The 16,689-nt window shown below is 60.0% G+C and carries 14 protein-coding genes and 1 pseudogene; 9 read left to right on the plus strand and 6 right to left on the minus strand.

Annotation, left to right across the window (positions count from 1 at the left end):
• Positions 1 to 655: 655 nt before the first annotated feature.
• Both WAW39_RS09180 and aroE read right to left on the minus strand, forming a co-directional pair.
• Positions 656 to 934, minus strand: a complete 279-nt coding sequence (locus WAW39_RS09180; RefSeq protein WP_422318013.1) for a hypothetical protein — start codon at positions 932 to 934, stop codon at positions 656 to 658.
• Positions 935 to 950: 16 nt separating this feature from the next.
• Entirely contained in the window at positions 951 to 1,835 is an 885-nt protein-coding gene (gene aroE, locus WAW39_RS09185) for a shikimate dehydrogenase (RefSeq protein ID WP_422318015.1), read from the minus strand.
• Between the two features lie 146 nt (positions 1,836 to 1,981).
• Here aroE and WAW39_RS09190 point away from each other — a divergent pair, with 146 nt between their 5' ends.
• The 7 genes from WAW39_RS09190 to WAW39_RS09220 all read left to right on the plus strand — a co-directional run bounded on the left by WAW39_RS09190 (position 1,982) and on the right by WAW39_RS09220 (position 11,513).
• Entirely contained in the window at positions 1,982 to 2,626 is a 645-nt protein-coding gene (locus WAW39_RS09190; protein WP_422318017.1) for a ThuA domain-containing protein, read from the plus strand.
• Positions 2,627 to 2,953: 327 nt separating this feature from the next.
• Complete coding sequence (locus WAW39_RS09195; RefSeq protein ID WP_422318019.1) at positions 2,954 to 5,218, plus strand: redoxin domain-containing protein; 2,265 nt, start codon at positions 2,954 to 2,956, stop codon at positions 5,216 to 5,218.
• Between the two features lie 66 nt (positions 5,219 to 5,284).
• Positions 5,285 to 6,538: an exo-beta-N-acetylmuramidase NamZ family protein gene (locus tag WAW39_RS09200; RefSeq protein WP_422318021.1), complete on the plus strand. Its 1,254-nt coding sequence runs from the start codon at positions 5,285 to 5,287 to the stop codon at positions 6,536 to 6,538.
• 218 nt (positions 6,539 to 6,756) lie between these two features.
• A complete protein-coding gene (rsfS, locus tag WAW39_RS09205) occupies positions 6,757 to 7,227 on the plus strand; it encodes a ribosome silencing factor (protein ID WP_422318023.1) in 471 nt (156 codons plus the stop codon).
• A 78-nt stretch (positions 7,228 to 7,305) separates the two neighbouring features.
• A complete protein-coding gene (locus WAW39_RS09210) occupies positions 7,306 to 8,355 on the plus strand; it encodes a sugar ABC transporter substrate-binding protein (RefSeq protein WP_422318025.1) in 1,050 nt (349 codons plus the stop codon).
• Positions 8,352 to 9,863, plus strand: coding sequence for a sugar ABC transporter ATP-binding protein (locus tag WAW39_RS09215; RefSeq protein ID WP_422318027.1), 1,512 nt, complete (start codon positions 8,352 to 8,354; stop codon positions 9,861 to 9,863). Before WAW39_RS09210 ends, WAW39_RS09215 begins: the two co-directional genes overlap by 4 nt.
• A 63-nt stretch (positions 9,864 to 9,926) precedes the next feature.
• The gene (locus WAW39_RS09220) at positions 9,927 to 11,513 is read left to right on the plus strand and encodes a sulfatase (RefSeq protein ID WP_422318029.1); all 1,587 of its coding nucleotides are present in this window, start codon (positions 9,927 to 9,929) and stop codon (positions 11,511 to 11,513) included.
• 179 nt (positions 11,514 to 11,692) lie between these two features.
• Here the strand turns inward: WAW39_RS09220 and WAW39_RS09225 are convergent, their stop codons facing one another.
• The gene (locus tag WAW39_RS09225) at positions 11,693 to 12,232 is read right to left on the minus strand and encodes a Uma2 family endonuclease (protein ID WP_422318031.1); all 540 of its coding nucleotides are present in this window, start codon (positions 12,230 to 12,232) and stop codon (positions 11,693 to 11,695) included.
• Between the two features lie 84 nt (positions 12,233 to 12,316).
• Positions 12,317 to 13,558: a prepilin peptidase gene (locus WAW39_RS09230; protein WP_422318033.1), complete on the minus strand. Its 1,242-nt coding sequence runs from the start codon at positions 13,556 to 13,558 to the stop codon at positions 12,317 to 12,319.
• A gap of 63 nt (positions 13,559 to 13,621) precedes the next feature.
• Here WAW39_RS09230 and WAW39_RS09235 point away from each other — a divergent pair, with 63 nt between their 5' ends.
• A complete protein-coding gene (locus WAW39_RS09235) occupies positions 13,622 to 14,359 on the plus strand; it encodes a M15 family metallopeptidase (protein WP_422318035.1) in 738 nt (245 codons plus the stop codon).
• Positions 14,356 to 15,093 carry an RluA family pseudouridine synthase gene (locus tag WAW39_RS09240; RefSeq protein ID WP_422318037.1) on the plus strand — a complete coding sequence of 246 codons (738 nt, stop codon included), beginning with the start codon at positions 14,356 to 14,358 and terminating at the stop codon, positions 15,091 to 15,093. The genes WAW39_RS09235 and WAW39_RS09240 overlap by 4 nt, the downstream gene beginning before the upstream one ends.
• 196 nt (positions 15,094 to 15,289) lie before the next feature.
• Here the strand turns inward: WAW39_RS09240 and WAW39_RS09245 are convergent, their stop codons facing one another.
• Positions 15,290 to 15,973 (minus strand): SDR family oxidoreductase, encoded by a 684-nt coding sequence (locus WAW39_RS09245; protein WP_422318039.1) that lies wholly within the window; start codon positions 15,971 to 15,973, stop codon positions 15,290 to 15,292.
• 44 nt (positions 15,974 to 16,017) lie between these two features.
• Positions 16,018 to 16,689, minus strand: a pseudogene (locus tag WAW39_RS09250) (gfo/Idh/MocA family oxidoreductase); the annotation flags it as partial.

Consider the following 16,689-nt stretch of genomic DNA (forward strand, 5'->3'; position numbering starts at 1 on the left):
CTGCTGGACGGGCCGGTCCTGCGGGCCGTGGTGCTCCCAAGGCTGGTCCGGCGGGTCCTGTGGGACGCGCTCCGGGAACAGGAGCTGAATTAGCGGGGCCGGCCGGACCCGCAGGCCTCGGTGGGCCGCCTGTGCCTTGGTTTTGCTGGGGACGTGGCGCAAAATTGCCGCCGCTCAACTGCTGGAATGGATTGCTTATAGGATACCTCCGGGTGTGTTCGAAACTCCAGGCCGCCTTGTGGCAGGCACCTGGAAAATTGGTGGGGAAAGGCGCGCTGAAAAAATCATATCAGCACGGACTCGATTCCGACATGCACGCGCCTGCTCCTGCCCGATCATGCGGGGTGTGTGGACGCGACAAAGAAAAAATCATGCGGAAAAAGTCAGAAGAAAAAGCGCTTTCATTAGAAAGCCGCTGGCGGAGCCGTGGACTCAAACGCTGGACATAAGTAACGACTTTCAAGAGATTCAGCAAGCCGATTTATTTTCCTACGTCAAATCTCAGGGAATCACTGATAAAAGCATGGCTTGGAAAAAAGCGCTTTTCCCAACTCCGACCCGCCGCCCCTCCTCCATATAGAGGGGATAGCAGCAGGAAATCAATGACGCAGCGTCTCAAATAGAGCTCCCACAAGCCGGTGGTTTCAGCGTCAAATCAGTGGTCTTTCCCACACACCCTGCAGGCAAAGCGGTTTCCCCGGTGAGGAATTTCGTAGCTTTTCCCGCCGCAAAACGGGCAGCTCACCGCCACGCAGTTCCTCACAAACCAGCGTGTGATCATGCCCACCATCAGCCCTCCCACCAGCATCGTCACCAGCGGGGAGATGTGATGGCGCTCCAGCCAGCTCCAGAGGAGGACAATGAACCCGCAAAAGACTCCGCCAGCGACGACAGGCCCAAAAAAGCTGAGGACAAAATGGCGCGAGGAACTCATGCGACCCCGTACTATGTCACTCCATCACGGCTTTCTGCAAGCCTGCACGCATGACTTCCAGCGGGGCTGGCCGGTCAAACCAGTGCTCAAAAGAGATCGCCCCCTGGTGCAGCAGCAGCGTCAGGCCGTCCACGGTCCGGGCCCCAGCCTTTCTGGCATCCGCCAGCAGAGGGGTCTCGCCCCCGGCCCGGTAAACCATGTCAAAGACGAGGTGCCGTGCTTGCACCGCATCCGCTGGCAGCAGCTTGGCATCGTTAGGCTTCATGCCTAATGAGGTGGCATTCACGATCAGGTCGGTGTTTGCCAGCGCGTATTTAAGAGCATCATCATTCCAGGGCACCACCGTCACATCCGGACAGCCGCCCAGCGCCTGAATCTCGCTGGCCACGGTTTCAACCTTGGCCTGGGACCTATTCACGAGCTGCAGTTTCTGACATCCGCTGAGGGCGCTTTGCACCGCCACCGCACGCCCTGCGCCACCGCCCGCACCGAGGATGAGTACCCGCAGATCTTTCACGTCCGCGCCAAACACCTCCTTCACGCTGCGCAAAAAGCCGGGTCCGTCGCTGTTGAAGCCATGCAGTTTCCCATCGCGGATCGCCAGCGTGTTCACGGCACCGAGCTGACGCGCCAGCGGATCAAGCTCATCCACGGCATCCAGCGCTTCAAACTTATGCGGGATGGTGATGTTCACGCCGAGAAACCCGCAGGCGGCAAACTGCCGAAACGCCTCGGCCACATGGCCCACCGGCACCTGCACCCGGATGTACTGCGCGTCGATACCGCAGGCTTGCAGCGCCGGATTGTGCATCTGCGGACTGCGCGAATGCCCGATCGGATCACCGATCACCGCCAGCCGCGCCGGCGGCGTGAAGCGCCCGGAAACCGCATTCCAGTCCATTAAATCTTCGAATGATAAAAAATCTCCCACGCTCCAGACATGCCGCAGAACCACCGGCTGTCAAAGCTGCCCGTAATTTTCCCGCTCGACATCCCGTTCCATCCGCGCTGCAATCAGCACTCTCGTTCCAACCAAGCCTCCAACCCATGCGACTCTTCTTTCCCCTGCTCACCCTCGCCGTTTCTGCGGCCCTCTTTCTCGCCCAGGCCGCCGACACCGCCGTCAAGCCACTGCGCGTCCTCATCGTCGCCGGAGGCTGCTGCCATGAGTATGACAAGCAGCACCTCGTGCTCAAAGAAGGCATCGAGTCCCGCATCAACGCCATCGTGGATGTCGCCTACAACCCCGACAAAACCACCAAGGCCACCTTTGAAATCTACAAGGCCAAGGACTGGGCCAAGGATTTCGACGTCATCATCCACGACGAATGCAGCGCCGATGTGACGGATCCCGCCTACGTGGCCGCCATTCTCGATGCCCACAAGGCCGGCAAGCCCGCCATCAATCTCCACTGCGCCATGCACAGCTACCGCTGGGGCAACTTCCGCGAGCCTGTGAAAGCCGGTGCCGACAATGCCGGCTGGTATGAAATGATCGGCCTGCAATCGACAGGCCACGGCCCGCAGCAGCCCATCGCCATCACCTTCACCGACAAAACCCACCCGATCACCCAGGGCCTCGAAAACTGGACTACCATCAACGAAGAGCTCTACAACAACGTCCAGATCCTCACCGGCAAGCCCCTGGCCGCTGGCGTGCAGATCGTGCCACCTAAAGCCAAGAAAGGCTAAACCCTGCCACCTGACGCCAAAGCCACCGAAGCCACCAGCGTCGTCGCCTGGACCAACGAATACGGTCCGAACAAGACCAAGATCTTCTCCACCACCATCGGCCACAACACCGCCACCGTCGGTGATGCCCGTTACCTCGACCTGATCACCCGCGGCATCCTCTGGACCACCGGCCACATCAACGAAAACGGCAAGGCGGAGCCTGGATACGGCAAATAGTCCCTTTTTTCGCTCAACTTCGCGAATGCCCGGAGGCTCCCTCCGGGCATTTTTATTTTCCAACTAGACACAGTTTCTCATCCCGAGCAGCGTTTTAGCATTCTCCACATGCGCCACTTCATCGTTCCCACCCTCGCTCTTGCCATTGCGTTTCACGCCTACGGAGACCCCGGCCACTCCGCCAATGGGGAAGCTTTCAACGAAGGCCCGCGTCAGGCAGCCGTGTTCATTCCCGGCTGTGGCGATGCGGTGAATTTCCCCATCAGCTCCAAGAAGCCAGAGGCGCAGAAGTTCTTCACCCAGGGTGTCGGCCAGCTTCATGGCTTCTGGTATTATGAAGCCGAGCGCTCCTTCCGTCAGGTGGCCGCCATCGACCCCGAATGTGCCATGGCCTACTGGGGCATGAGCATGGCCAACGTGAACAACGAGAAACGCGCCAGAGCCTTCATCAAGAAAGCCACCCCGCTCAAAGCCAAGGCCACGCCACGCGAGCAGAAGTGGATCTCCACCCTCGAAAATCTCTACCGCGACCCCGACAAACGCGACAAAAAACAGAAGAGCCTCGACTGCATCAAGGACTTCGAAACGCTGGTTCAGGACAACCCCAAGGACATCGAAGCCAAGGCCTTCCTCGTCTGGCGCATCTGGTTCTCCCGCGAAGAAGCCCCCATGTCCAGCCTCCAGGCCGTCGATGCCCTGCTTGATCAAATCTTCGCCGCCGTGCCGAATCACCCCGCGCACCACTACCGCATCCATTTGTGGGATCAGACCAAACCCATCTTTGCCCTCAAGTCCGGTGCCCTGTGCGGGCAGGCGGCCCCGGGCATCGCCCACATGTGGCACATGCCCGGCCACACGTTCTCCAAATTGAAGCGCCCCGACGATGCCGCATGGCAGCAGGAGGCCAGCACCCGCGTGGATCACGCCTACATGATCCGCACCTACATTTTGCCGGATCAGATCCACAACTACGCGCACAATGAGGAGTGGCTGACCCGTACTTTCAACGACCTTGGCCGCGCCAAAGACGCCGCCGCGCTGGCCCGCAGCCTCATCGCCATTCCCCGCCATCCCACCTACAACTACCTCGACAAGCCCTCCACGTCCGCCAGCTACGGCCGCACTCGCTTGATTGAGACTCTCCTCAAATGGGAAAATTGGAACGAGGTCAAAGCCTTCACGCAGGTTCCCGCAGGCCAGGCCACACATGACATCACGCGTCTCCATGCGCTTGGGCTCGCCAGTTTTCAACTCGGCAACACTCCCGCCGTAGCCGCTGCATTGAAGGACCTCGAAGCCGTGGTCATCCCCGCCAAGACCAGCAAACCCGAGACAGACACCAAACCGGCTGCCGAACCCAAAAAGCCAGACGCCAAAGAAGCCTCCACGGACACCAAGGCGAAGAAAACCCCAAAACCTGAGGTGAAGGCCAAAGCCAATGCCATCGCCGAACTCAAGGCGCTGGTCGCCCTCGGCACCAAAGATGGGTCCGTCCGCCGTGCGGAAACTCACAAGCTCCTGTCAGACCTCAAGCCGCTCGACATCCCCAAGGAACGTCTCGCCCGTTACTGGCTCAAATTCGACGACAAAGTGCAGGCAGCCGAACTCACCAAGAACTTCACGCAGGACCTCGTCGGTTCCGCCATCAAAACGGAGGTTCTGCAGGCCTGCGGAAAAACCGAAGAGGCTAAAAAAGCCTTCGAGGAAACCCGCAAGCTGGCCTTCGCCATGGATCGCGATCTGCCCATCGCCAAGCGCCTCGATACCCTTGCCAAAACTTTCGGCATCCAGGGCGACTGGCCGACCGCCCCCCCCAAGCGTACGGACAGCGGAGTCCGCCCTGAAATCGCCTCCCTCGGCCCCGTCCACTGGAGCGCCCCCAAGGCCCCGGTTTTTGAAGCCCTCACGCTGGAAGGAAAGACCGTCAAAAGCACCGACTACACAGCGAAGAAACCCACCCTCTTCCTCTTCTACCTCGGCCATGACTGCGGCCACTGCGTTGAGCAGATTCAGGCCTTTTCCAAAGCCGCCGCCGACTTCGACAAGGCGGGCATTCAACTCGTCGCCGTCACGCTCGAAAACCCGCAGACCGCCGAAGGCATCCGCGCCAAGCTCAATCTCAAACCCGACCAGCCCCTCCCCTTCCCCATCCTGAGCGACAGCAGCCTCGCAGCCTTCAAAAAAGTCCGCGCCCACGACGACTTCGAAAACGAAAACCTGCACGCCACCATCCTGATCGACACCCAGGGCAAGCAGCGCTGGCAGGACATCAGCTGGGAACCCTTCAAGGACGCCAAGTTCGCGCTGGAGGAATCCAAACGCCTGCTGCAGCTCGACATCCCAGCCGCTTCCACCGCCCAGGTCAGCAAGTGAGCCGCACCCCCGGATTTCGATGATCCGTGACGTTGCTGCGTGCGGCATTCGCCGCTATGGCTGCGCATGGTTTTCCCACGCGCTTTTCTTCGGACCGCTGCTGCCTTCGCAGCGCTCATTCTAGCCTCGTGCGAGCTGCCTGCACCGCAGCAGGCTTATCAGCCCCAGGCTGCTCAGGCCGGGCCGTTCATGCTCGGCATCGACGTGCTGGCTTCCCGCAACTTTGATCTCATTCAGGGCAAGCGGGTCGGCCTCATCACAAACCAGACGAGCATGACGGGCCGTGGGGAGCGCACACGCACCGCCATGCAGCGGGCGCTGGGCCGCAATCTTGTCGCGCTGTATGCTCCGGAGCATGGCATCGACGGCACCATTGGCGCCGGCGTGCACGTCAGCACCCGGCGCGACAGCGTGACCGGCCTCATCGTCTATTCGCTTTACGGCCCCACGCGCAAGCCGACTCCGGCCATGCTCGCCCCCATCGATGTGCTGGTGTTTGATCTTCAGGACATCGGCTGCCGCAGCTACACCTACATCAGCACCATGATCGTGGCGATGGAAGCCGCCGCCGAATGCGGCAAGCAGTTCGTGGTTCTTGATCGCCCCAATCCCCTCGGCGGCTGGCGTGTGGAAGGCCCACCGCTGGAGTCCAAGTGGAAATCGTTTGTCGGCCAGATCCCCGTCCCCTACGTGCATGGCATGACGGCGGGTGAACTCGCCATGATGGCAGGTGCGCGAGGCTGGATGGCCCGCACACCACGCCTGAATGTGGTCAAAATGCAGGGCTGGAACCGTGGCATGGTCTGGCAGGACACCGGCCTGCATTGGTATCAAACCTCGCCCAACATCCCGCACGCCACCTCCCCCTTCTACTACGTCGCGACAGGCATCCTCGGGGGAGCCACATCCGTGGATATAGGTATCGGCACCGAGAACCCCTTTGGCTACGCCGGTGGCAGTGGCGTGAATCCGCAGGCGCTCTATGCGTATTGTCAGCGGCTCAACACCCCAGGTGTCAGTTTCTCACCGTATTCCAAGGACGGCTTTGGTGGCGTCCGCATCAACATCTCTCCACGTGCCACCGCAGACATCACCGCACTCGATGTTCTGCTCCTCGCTGAAATCAACCGTCTCACAGGCGGCAAAGTGATTGGCCGCATGGGCGGCTCCAAACTGAACCTTTTCAATAAAGTTTACGGCAGCGAATCCCTCTACTCCGACCTGCGCCGTGGAGTTCCCGCAGTGAACATCGTCGCGCGTTGGCAGAGCCACAACCAGAGCTTCCGCTCCCAGCGGCAGCGCTTCCTGCTTTATCCCTGACCCCGCCAGCGGTAGCCCACGCCGCTAAAGAGCACTTGGGCTGGTCTGCAAGGTGACCAGCCAGACGCAGGCGGGACGGAGGCAGAAGTGCGATTAATGGTGCCGGGAGAGTGGCGCATGAGGAGAGGCTTGCGTCAACGCTGCATGAACGGAGTGTAAAAGTTCTGTCAAAAGGCTCAAATCCGTGCTTATGGCTGTGCGTTAGATATAACACAACCATGGAAGACCTCGAAATCGCCCGCGCCTGCGCCCTTTACGCCGATGACAAAAAAGCGGAGAACATCCGCATTCTGGACCTGCGCGGACTCTCGCCCATCTCCGACTACTTCGTGATCGTCACGGCCATGTCCACGCCTCAGTTGCGTGCCGTGCGCGACGAAATCGTCGAGCGCATGAAGGAAGAGCATGCCACACCACCCGACGTCAAAGACGGCAATTTTGAGAGCCAGTGGATCATCCTCGTCTACGGCAGCGTCATGGTTCACATCCTCACGCCTGAGAAGCGCGAGTTCTACGCCCTCGAAGAACTCTGGGGCGACGCCCCGGAAATGGAGCTGAACCTTGCGCCTCCGCCACCGGAGCCAAAACCCAAGGCGGCCAAGAAAGCTGCGGTAAAAAAGGTGGCTGCCAAAAAAGCTCCGGCGAAAAAGGCTGCTGTAAAGAAAGCACCTGCGAAAAAGGCCAAGTAGCACACCCGTCCGGTTTGTATTTCCAAACGGCGAGCGGGACGCTTGCACTGCGCGGCTGAATTCGCTAAAACAGCAGGCATGCCCGCCCGCATCCTGCTTGTTCTCGTTTCCTGCGCCCTGAGCGTCGTCATCGGCCTGGTCATCGCTCGCGGTGGCGCGGGCGTCACGGCGGCAAGGCAGAGGCCGCTCATCGGCCTTTCGATGGACACGCTCAAGGAAGAACGCTGGCAGGTGGACCGCGACCTCTTCACCGCCAAAGCGCAGGCGGCAGGTGCCGACGTGCTGGTGCAGTGCGCTAACAGCAATGACGCCACCCAGTTGCAGGACGTGGAGAGCCTCATCACGCAGAAGGTGGACGCTTTGGTGATCATCCCCCACAATGGTGCGGCGATGGCCAAGGCGGTGAATCTGGCGCATCAGGCGGGCATTCCAGTACTGTCATATGATCGTCTCATCACCGGCTGTGAAGTGGATCTCTACCTGACTTTTGACAATATCCGGGTGGGAGAATTGCAGGCAAAGTTTCTCACAGACCGTATTCCCGCCGGTGGCAAGCTGCGGCTCGTCCGGATTTACGGTGCGAAAACCGACAACAACGCCAAGCTCTTCAAGCAGGGGCAGGACAACGTACTGCAGCCACTGATCGCCGCTGGAAAGGTGGAGGTGATCTTCGAGGACTGGGCGGAAGACTGGAAACCCGAAAGCGCCAAGAAAATCACGAACGCCGCCATCACCAAAAACGGTCCGAACTTTGACGCTGTCCTGGCCAGCAACGACGGCACTGCAGGTGGCGCGATCCAGGCCCTGACAGAAGAAGGCCTCGCGGGCAAGGTCATTGTCACCGGTCAGGATGCGGACCTCGCCGCCTGCCAGCGGATCGCTCAGGGCACGCAGGCCATGACGGTGTACAAACCCATCGAAAGCATCGCCACGAAAGAAGCGGAACTGGCGCTGAAACTGGCACAGCGAAAACCCGTGGTGGCCAAGGATTCAATCCCCAATGGGAAGATGGATGTGCCGATGGTACTTCTGGACATTATTCCGGTGACGAAGGAAAACCTGCGGGAGACCGTTGTGAAAGATGGTTTCCACAAGGAAGCCGATGTGTTTCAGCCCAACCAGCCATGATTCTTAGCGCGCACAAAATCACGAAACGCTTCCCCGGCGTCACCGCCCTCAAGGATGTGTCCTTTGATCTTCGCAAAGGCGAGATCCACGCCCTCTGCGGAGAAAACGGCGCGGGCAAGAGCACGCTGATCAAGCTGCTCTCCGGCATTCATCCGCATGGCAGCTATGAGGGTTCCTTCGAGGTGAACGGGACTGAAGCACGTTTTGAAACGATCAAAGATGCGGAGAAGGCTGGACTGGCGGTGATTTATCAGGAACTGGCGCTCGTTGAGGAGATGACGGTGGCGGAAAACATCTTTCTGGGGCGTGAGCCGCGCCGCTGGGGGGCCTTCATCGACTGGCCGCGCATGTATCAGGAAGCGCAGGTGTTGCTGAACCGTTTCAAGGTCGATCTCGATCCCGCCGCGCCCGTGCGCACTCTCGGTGTGGGACAAAAGCAGCTCGTCGAAATCATCAAGGCGCTGGCCAAAGACTCGAAGATTTTGATTCTGGATGAACCGACCGCTGCGCTGGCCGAGCACGAGGTTTTGATCCTCCTCGACATTCTGCGCGATCTCCGCCAGCGCGGCATCGCAAGCGTCTACATCTCTCACAAACTCGACGAAGTTTTCGGTATCGCAGACCGAATCACGGTGCTGCGAGATGGTTCAACCGTGGGCACCAAAAACGCCGCTGACACCAGCAAGGCCGAAGTCATCCGCCACATGGTGGGGCGCGAGATCGGGGATCTCTTCCCCCGCCGCATCAGTCAGCCCGGAGGAGTAATCCTGCGCGTGGATTCCCTGAGCGTGGCCGACGCCGAAACCGGCAGCGCGAGACTGCACGACATCAGCTTTGAACTGCGTGCCGGTGAGGTACTGGGCATTGGCGGGCTCATGGGCGCAGGCCGCACGGAACTGCTCATGCATCTCTTCGGTGCCTGGGGACGCCATGTTTCCGGCAGCGTGGAACTGAATGGTCAGACTCTGAGCCGCCTCACGCCAGAAACGATCATCCAGCGCGGACTGGTGCTGGCCTCCGAAGATCGCCGCCGCTACGGTCTGCATCTGGAGCAGGAGATTGGCTTCAATCTTTCGCTGTCTTCCCTGGCCAGCGTGGTGCGTGGCGGATTCATCCAGCGCAATGCGGAGATCCGGCGCAATCAGAGCATGTTCGATTCGCTGCGTGTCAAAGCGACCGGGCTTGAGGCAATCGTGGGCAAGCTCTCCGGTGGGAATCAGCAAAAGGTGGTGCTCGGCAAAGCGCTGCTCACGGAGCCCACGGTCATTCTTCTCGATGAACCCACACGCGGCATCGACGTGGGAGCCAAGCTGGAAATCTACGAGATCATCAACCAGCTCACTGCCGCAGGCAAAGCCGTGATCCTCGTCTCCAGCGAGCTGCCGGAACTCATCGGCATGAGCGACCGCATCCTCATGCTCAACGCCGGCCGCATCGGCGGAGCCTTCAGCCGTGCCGAGGCCACGCAGGAAAAACTCATGGCCGCCGCCATGGGGCATGCGGGGTGATTCTTTTTTGAAAAGCATCCGGCATTCCCGCGTTGGACAACACAGCATTTCGACCAACCAACCATGATTCGCTCTCTCCTTGCCTCCCTTCTGCTCGCGTCTGCCGCCAGTGCCGCGCAGCCGCCGAACATTGTCTTCATCTTCTGCGATGACCTGGCCTATCAGGCGATGAGCTGCTACGGCGACCACCGCAAGCTGCTGGAAACGCCGAACATGGATCGCATCGCCAAGGAAGGCATGCGCTTTGACCGCTGCCTCGTGACGAATTCCATCTGCGGCCCGAGCCGTGCGGTGATTCAGACCGGCAAGTACTCGCATGCCAACGGCTTTTATAACAACAGCAACAGCAAGTTTGACAGCAGCCAGCCGACCTTCCCGAAGATCATGCACGAAAAGGGCTACCAGATGGCCATGATCGGCAAGTGGCACCTCATGACGGATCCCGTGGGCTATGACTACTGGAACGTGCTTCCCGGCCAGGGAGTGTACTACAACCCTCCGATGGTCGACAATGGCAAGAATGTGAAATACCAGGGCTACACCACCGACATTATCGGTGATCTCACGCTCGACTGGCTCAAGCAGCGCGACAAAACCAAGCCCTTCATGATGATGTGCCAGCACAAGGCCCCGCATCGCGAATGGGAGCCGCCGGTGCGCTACCTCGACTTTGACAAGGGCCGCGTCTATGAAGAGCCAGAGACCCTGTTCGACAGCTACTCCGGCCGCAGCAAGGCGGTGAGCGACCACGACATGGGCATTGACCGTACGATGACGGATCGTGACGTGAAACTCGTGACACCCGGTAATTTGACCGAAGAGCAAAAGAAAGCCTGGGACGCCTACTACGAGCCGCGCAATGCCAAGTACCGCGAGGCAGCACCCGCTGGCCGTGATCTCGTGAAATGGCGCTACCAGCGCTACATGCACGACTACCTCGCCTGCGTGAAGGCGGTGGACGACAACGTGGGCCGCGTGCTCGATTACCTCGACAAAGAAGGCCTCACGAAAGACACCGTGGTCATGCTCAGCAGCGATCAGGGCTTCTACCTCGGCGAGCACGGCTGGTTCGACAAACGCTGGATCTTCGAAGAATCCCTGCGCACGCCATTTCTCGTGCGCTGGCCCGGCGTGATCAAACCCGGCAGCACGAGCAGCAAAATCGTGAGTCTGATCGACTTCGCGAGCACCTTCCTCGACATCGCCCAGTGTCCGAACCTGCCGGATGTGCATGGCCGCAGCCTCGTGCCGTTGTTCAAAGGCGAGACACCCGCCGACTGGCGCAAATCACTCTACTACCACTACTACGAGTATCCGGTGCCGCACCACGTGCGCCCGCACTACGGCGTCATCACGGACCGCTACAAGCTCATCCACTACTACAAGCCAGACATCGATGACTGGGAGCTGATGGACCGCGAGAAAGACCCACTTGAGACCAAGAGCTTCTACGATGACCCCGCCTACGCCGACACCGTGAAGGAACTCAAAGCCGAAATCATCCGTCTGCAAGCCGAGGTGAAGGAAACCATGCCGCCACCGCGCTTCGCCTTCGGCAACAAAGCCTTCGAAGGCGAAGTCAATCCGCCGGAACAACCCAAAGGCAAGGGCGCGGGCAAAAAGAAGGCAGGCGGGAAGAAGGCGGAGTGATGTCAATCCTCAACCCATGACACCGACAGAGATCAAACAGTTAATCGACGCCATGTCAGATGAGGATCGCTTCCTTGCGGCGGCGTATATTGAACACCTTGCGAAGACGAAGGATGAAGTTCATCGCATGACCCTGGCGAAGCGCATGCTGCGCATGGATGCAGGTCGAAAGGTCCCTTTTACACCTTCACTCGCTTCGGCATTGAAGGACACAACACTGACGCCTTGGCCGCCGTCTCCGCGCTGCCTTTGAGGAAGAAATGCAGCGCCCCTTTTTGGTCGCAGAACCACACCTCCTCAGCACCCGCTGCGAAGTAAAGCTCACGCTTGTCCTCCATCTCCTGCCGGGTGTTCCCCGGCGACACGACTTCGACGCAAATCTCTGGCGCGATCGTCAGCACGTCGTCTTTCAATCCACGCTTCACCCGGCTCGCCGAGATCCAACCCACGTCGATGCCTTTGATGCCGTCTTCAGTAAGCACAGCGACTTCGACGCTCGCGCCCGGAGGCATGGAGGTCAGCAAGTGCGCAAAGATCGCCGATTGACGCGTGGTGTGTGAGAATCCAGGGGGCGGCAACGAGACGATGTGTCCGAAGCAGTTGGTTTCGATGCGGCCCGGCAGTCGTTTCAGGCTGGGATCGGCGCACACTTTCCGCCAGCGCTCCAGATGGAACGCGGTTGCATCCTTGATGCTGGGGATCTCGAGCAGCGCCGCCATGGTGAAGAATGGTAAGGGTTCGCGGACATGCCTTCAACCCGAAACTTGGGTTGAAGAACTCACTCACCCGCTAATGCGGGCACCTCACCGCCACATCGTCTTGCTCACATACCATTCCACAATCGGCGGGCCGTAGAAGACCCAGAGGGCGGCGCCTAGGGCAAGATACGGGCCGAAGGGGATCTTGGCACTCCATTCGGCCTTGCCGAGAATGCGGGGCACAATGGCAGACAGGGTGCCGATGACCGATGCAGCAAAAATGGTGAAAAGCACCGCCTGCCAGCCGCAGAAGGAGCCGATCATCATGAGAAAGAGCACATCGCCAAAGCCCATGGCCTCGCGTGGGATCACCACCTGAGACACGGTGCCATGCAGGATCTTCACCCCTTCCAGCGGAAACTCCTCCCCAGCGCCCTCGGACTTCACGAGCAGTTTCTCCATCCACATCACTGCGGTGACGTTCTGCCAGGTGCGTTCATTGACCTTGAGATCGTCGCAGGTGATCACCATGTGGTCGGAGTCACGCATCCCGAAAATGTCCCCCCACTCCATTTTTTTGCGGCCGATGGACACCACTGGTGGCAGCTCTTCATCTTCCTGAACGACGCTCCATTTCACGGGTCCATCCAGCCACTCACTGCCCATGAGTTTTCCCATCAGCTTGCACATTCCCGGCGAGGCTGATTTCAGGAAGGCGGGCTTTTGCCGGTGATTCACTTTGCCAAAGGCCAGCTTGCCCAGCTCCACCACGATCCACAGACCACCGAGGCCCAGGGCGGCGCTCGCCAGAGAGATGAGCAGGCCGCGCGTATGGGTGGTTTCCGCCACCAGAGCGGGCACCCACCAGGAGGCCAGCACGCCGACCACCGTGCCACCAATAGTGATCCGATGCGGCAGGATGAAGTGGTCGATGTCGATGAATGTGCCCGAGATCAGCAGACTCATGAACACCCACAGGCAGAGCACGTGTGGCCCCCACGCCTTGATCATGAACCAGGGATTCACGCCCTGAGCGTACTCCCCGCTGATCTTCAGAAAGACCAGGTAGAACATCACGCCGGTCAGCAGCTCCACCAGGAAATAGCGGATGGAAATTTTGCCGCCGCAGTTGGCGCATTTCCCACGCAGCAGCAGCCAGCTCAGCAGAGGGATGTTCTGCCACATCGGGATCTTGTATTTGCAGGAGGGGCAGAAACTGCGTTTGGGATTGTTCACCGAAATTCCCAGTGGCAGGCGGTAGATGACTACATTGAGGAAGGAGCCGATCCCCGCCCCCATGTAGAAGGTCAGAATGTGCAGCAGGGTGTTGAGAATTTGAAAGCGCATGAATGTGGGCTGAAGTTTGCAAACTTGGCCTGCCGTGCGTGAATACGGAAGCAAAAACTAAGCATGACTTCAGATTCCTGGCGCAGCCTGCGTCTCATTTTCTTCGGCTTCGCCGCCCTCAGTTCCTGTGCCAGTCCGCAGCAGGGGCGCGGCACGCTGTATGCGAGCAGCACCCTTGATTCCGGCCGCCCCCTCGATGCCGGCCGCACCCTGGAACTGGCGCGGGAGCGCGGCCTCGTGGATGTGCGCAAAGTGATTCCGGGCATCACCATCGATCTGCGCTATGCCACTGCGGATAACATCACCGGACAAACCATCTACCCGTCCCACATGCCCTGCCTGCTGCGGACGGAAACGGCGGAAAAGCTGAAGCGGGCCCAGGCGATCCTGCAAGCTCAGGGGTACGGCCTGCGAATCTGGGATGCGTATCGACCACCGGAGGCGCAGGAGACGCTGCACAAGGCAGGCGGCAGTACGGGCATGTTTCTCTCTCCGAATGCGGGATGGAGCCGCCACTGCGGAGGCATAGCGGTCGATCTCACGCTGGTCGATGCGCAAGGCAACCCGCAGCGAATGCCCACCGGATTTGACCAGGACTTCGCTCATGCGAGCCGAGACTACACCGGCAAAGATCCTGTGGTGAAACAGAATCTGCAAATGCTCCAGACCGCCATGAAGCAGGCCGGATTCATCCAACTGGAGTCTGAGTGGTGGCACTTCGATGACGCCGAATACCTCAACAATCCCCAGCCCATCGTCTACGGCTGGCGGATCGCCCTTCCCGGGATGTCACCACCGTGAGCATTCGTAACAACGCCACTTTCACCGTCATCGATGAGACGGACGGCTACATCGTGGTCAACAAGCCCGCGCCGCTGCAGATCCATCCGGGAGATCCCAAGGGGCCGCCCACGCTGTGGCATCGCGTGTGCGACCTGCTGGCGTATGAAATTGCGAACGGTGGCCAGGTGTCCATCATCAACCGCCTCGACCGCGAAACGAGCGGCGTGGTGCTCATCGCCAAGAATCACGAACTCGCCCGCCTCTTCGGCATGGCGATGCAGGAGCGCAAGATTCACAAGACCTACGTGGCCCTCGTCCATGGCTGGCCGGAGTGGGAGGAACTGACGCTGGATGCGCCGATCCTGAATGCGCGCGATGTTCAGCCCTTTGACATCTGGGTGAAACAAATCGTCCACCCGCAAGGTGCCGAATGCCGCACCGGCTTCCGCACGTTGCAGCGGTTTGAGCGTGAGGGCGCACGGTTCGCCTTGATCGAAGCGAAGCCCGAAACCGGCCGCATGCACCAGATCCGCGTGCATCTGCACCATCTGGGCCTGCCCATTGTGGGGGACAAACTGTATGGCCGCGATGACCGCTGCTACCTGGAGTTCATCGAGACCGGGTGGACGGAGGCGCTTGAGGCCCGGCTTATTTTGCCACGGCAGGCGCTGCATTCATCACGACTGGAACTCAATCTCGAAGGCTTTCCATCAGGCTGGGATGCACCACTGCCGCCGGAGTTTGTTTTGTAGTACGACAGATTGGCTTCGCCTGTCTCGCCAAGCCTCGGCTCTCTTGTCTGTCGGCCAACGGCACCGCTGACGGACACCGTTCACAAATGACCTCGGCGCCCCAGGGCATTGCTCCGCCGTATAGATATGGCTGGCTAATTTGTAGGTCTCATGTGCTGGCGGAGCGCTGGTCGACAGACAGGAGTGTCTGTCGTACTTAAGCCCAGCGCCTTACGCGGCTGTCGAGCTGGAAGACCTGGCCGCTCACGTTTTCCAAGCTGTGCAGGAAGACGATGAAGCGCGCCACGTCCTGTGTGGTGTTCAGCCGGCCCAGGGTGTGCTGGCTCATTAACCCCTTGCGCCAGGTGGCATCCTCCAGCAGATGGCTCGTCATCTTGGTTTCCAGAAAGCCGGGCAGCACGCAGTTCGCGCGGATGTTTCGTGCGCCGTATTCTTTGGCGATGCTTTGCGTGAAGCCAATCAGTCCCGCCTTGGCGGCAGCATAATTCGCCTGCCCCGCCGGACCGCTCAGAGCTGAGTAAGAGCCGATGTTCACGAGGTGGCCATGCCGCTGTTTGGACATCAGCTTCACCGCCGCTTGCGCCACGAGAAACGCGCCTTTCAGATTCACATCCACCACTTGATCGAACTCGGCCTCGCTCATCTTCGCCACGGAGACATCTCGGCACACACCCGCGTTGTTCACCAGCAAATCGAGCCGCTTCACTTCCGCGAAAAAGCTGCGCACGGATTCGGCGCTCGTCACATCGAGGGCTTCCCGTCCGGGGGCCAGCACCTCAAACCCGGCCAGCCGCAGTTCGGTGGCAATCGACTGCGCCAAATCCCCTGCACCGCCGGTGATGACGGCGATGCGGGGTGACGATTCGGACGAAGCAGGCATGCAGGGCCAAAGTTAACCAGTTGCGCCGCAACTGGCCAACAATATCAACCCAAGGTGAAAGCAGGCAGTTTCACAATCTTGCCGCCGGCCAGGGCGGACTGATGGGCGCAGAGGCCCACGCAGGTCCAGTTGGCGGATTGCGCCGCGTTCGGGAAGGGCTGGCGTTTTTCAGCGAGGGCATTGGCGAACTCGTTGGCGAGATGCGGATGACTGCCGCCGTGGCCGCTGCCCTGCGTGAAGCTGAGATGGGTCTTCTTGCCAAGATCGTAGACGCCCTTCGTCGTGAAGTGCTGGATCGGCTTCGGCAGGCGTTTGGCGAAGTCGGGAGTCTTGATCAGTTTCGGGATCTTGTGTTCGGGCAGTTTGGCGCGGTGCAGGACGAGGGGTTCATGCTCGATGAGCGGCCATTCGATGGAGGCTTTGTCGCCATAGACGTCGATGCTTTCGCGATACTGGCGGGCGGTGTCAAACAGGCTGCGGATGATGCGGGCGCTCACATCGGTGCCTTTGAATTTGATGTGCGCGGTCTCGACGGCGAAGGGAGAGCCGTAGCACTTTTGCAATTCTTTGCGCACGGTGCCGGAGCCGAAGCAGCTCACGTATTCGGCAGGCTTGCCGATCATGCCGGCCACGGGGCCGACGCAATGAGTGGCATACCACATCGGCGGCAGGCCCGGCCAGTAGTTCGGCCAGCCGTCCATGTCCTGCTGGTGGCT

Source organism: Prosthecobacter sp. (assembly GCF_049294395.1).
GTDB lineage: Bacteria > Verrucomicrobiota > Verrucomicrobiia > Verrucomicrobiales > Verrucomicrobiaceae > Prosthecobacter.

What these genes read in the sequence shown, in the direction of transcription:
- WAW39_RS09230 (WP_422318033.1), bottom strand. Translation starts at nt 13,558, where the DNA reads ATGCGCTTTCAAATTCTCAACACCCTGCTGCACATTCTGACCTTCTAC.
- WAW39_RS09190 (WP_422318017.1), top strand. Translation starts at nt 1,982, where the DNA reads ATGCGACTCTTCTTTCCCCTGCTCACCCTCGCCGTTTCTGCGGCCCTC.
- WAW39_RS09235 (WP_422318035.1), top strand. Translation starts at nt 13,622, where the DNA reads ATGACTTCAGATTCCTGGCGCAGCCTGCGTCTCATTTTCTTCGGCTTC.
- WAW39_RS09215 (WP_422318027.1), top strand. Translation starts at nt 8,352, where the DNA reads ATGATTCTTAGCGCGCACAAAATCACGAAACGCTTCCCCGGCGTCACC.
- WAW39_RS09180 (WP_422318013.1), bottom strand. Translation starts at nt 934, where the DNA reads ATGAGTTCCTCGCGCCATTTTGTCCTCAGCTTTTTTGGGCCTGTCGTC.
- WAW39_RS09225 (WP_422318031.1), bottom strand. Translation starts at nt 12,232, where the DNA reads ATGGCGGCGCTGCTCGAGATCCCCAGCATCAAGGATGCAACCGCGTTC.
- rsfS (WP_422318023.1), top strand. Translation starts at nt 6,757, where the DNA reads ATGGAAGACCTCGAAATCGCCCGCGCCTGCGCCCTTTACGCCGATGAC.
- WAW39_RS09195 (WP_422318019.1), top strand. Translation starts at nt 2,954, where the DNA reads ATGCGCCACTTCATCGTTCCCACCCTCGCTCTTGCCATTGCGTTTCAC.
- WAW39_RS09200 (WP_422318021.1), top strand. Translation starts at nt 5,285, where the DNA reads ATGGTTTTCCCACGCGCTTTTCTTCGGACCGCTGCTGCCTTCGCAGCG.
- aroE (WP_422318015.1), bottom strand. Translation starts at nt 1,835, where the DNA reads ATGGACTGGAATGCGGTTTCCGGGCGCTTCACGCCGCCGGCGCGGCTG.
- WAW39_RS09210 (WP_422318025.1), top strand. Translation starts at nt 7,306, where the DNA reads ATGCCCGCCCGCATCCTGCTTGTTCTCGTTTCCTGCGCCCTGAGCGTC.
- WAW39_RS09245 (WP_422318039.1), bottom strand. Translation starts at nt 15,973, where the DNA reads ATGCCTGCTTCGTCCGAATCGTCACCCCGCATCGCCGTCATCACCGGC.
- WAW39_RS09220 (WP_422318029.1), top strand. Translation starts at nt 9,927, where the DNA reads ATGATTCGCTCTCTCCTTGCCTCCCTTCTGCTCGCGTCTGCCGCCAGT.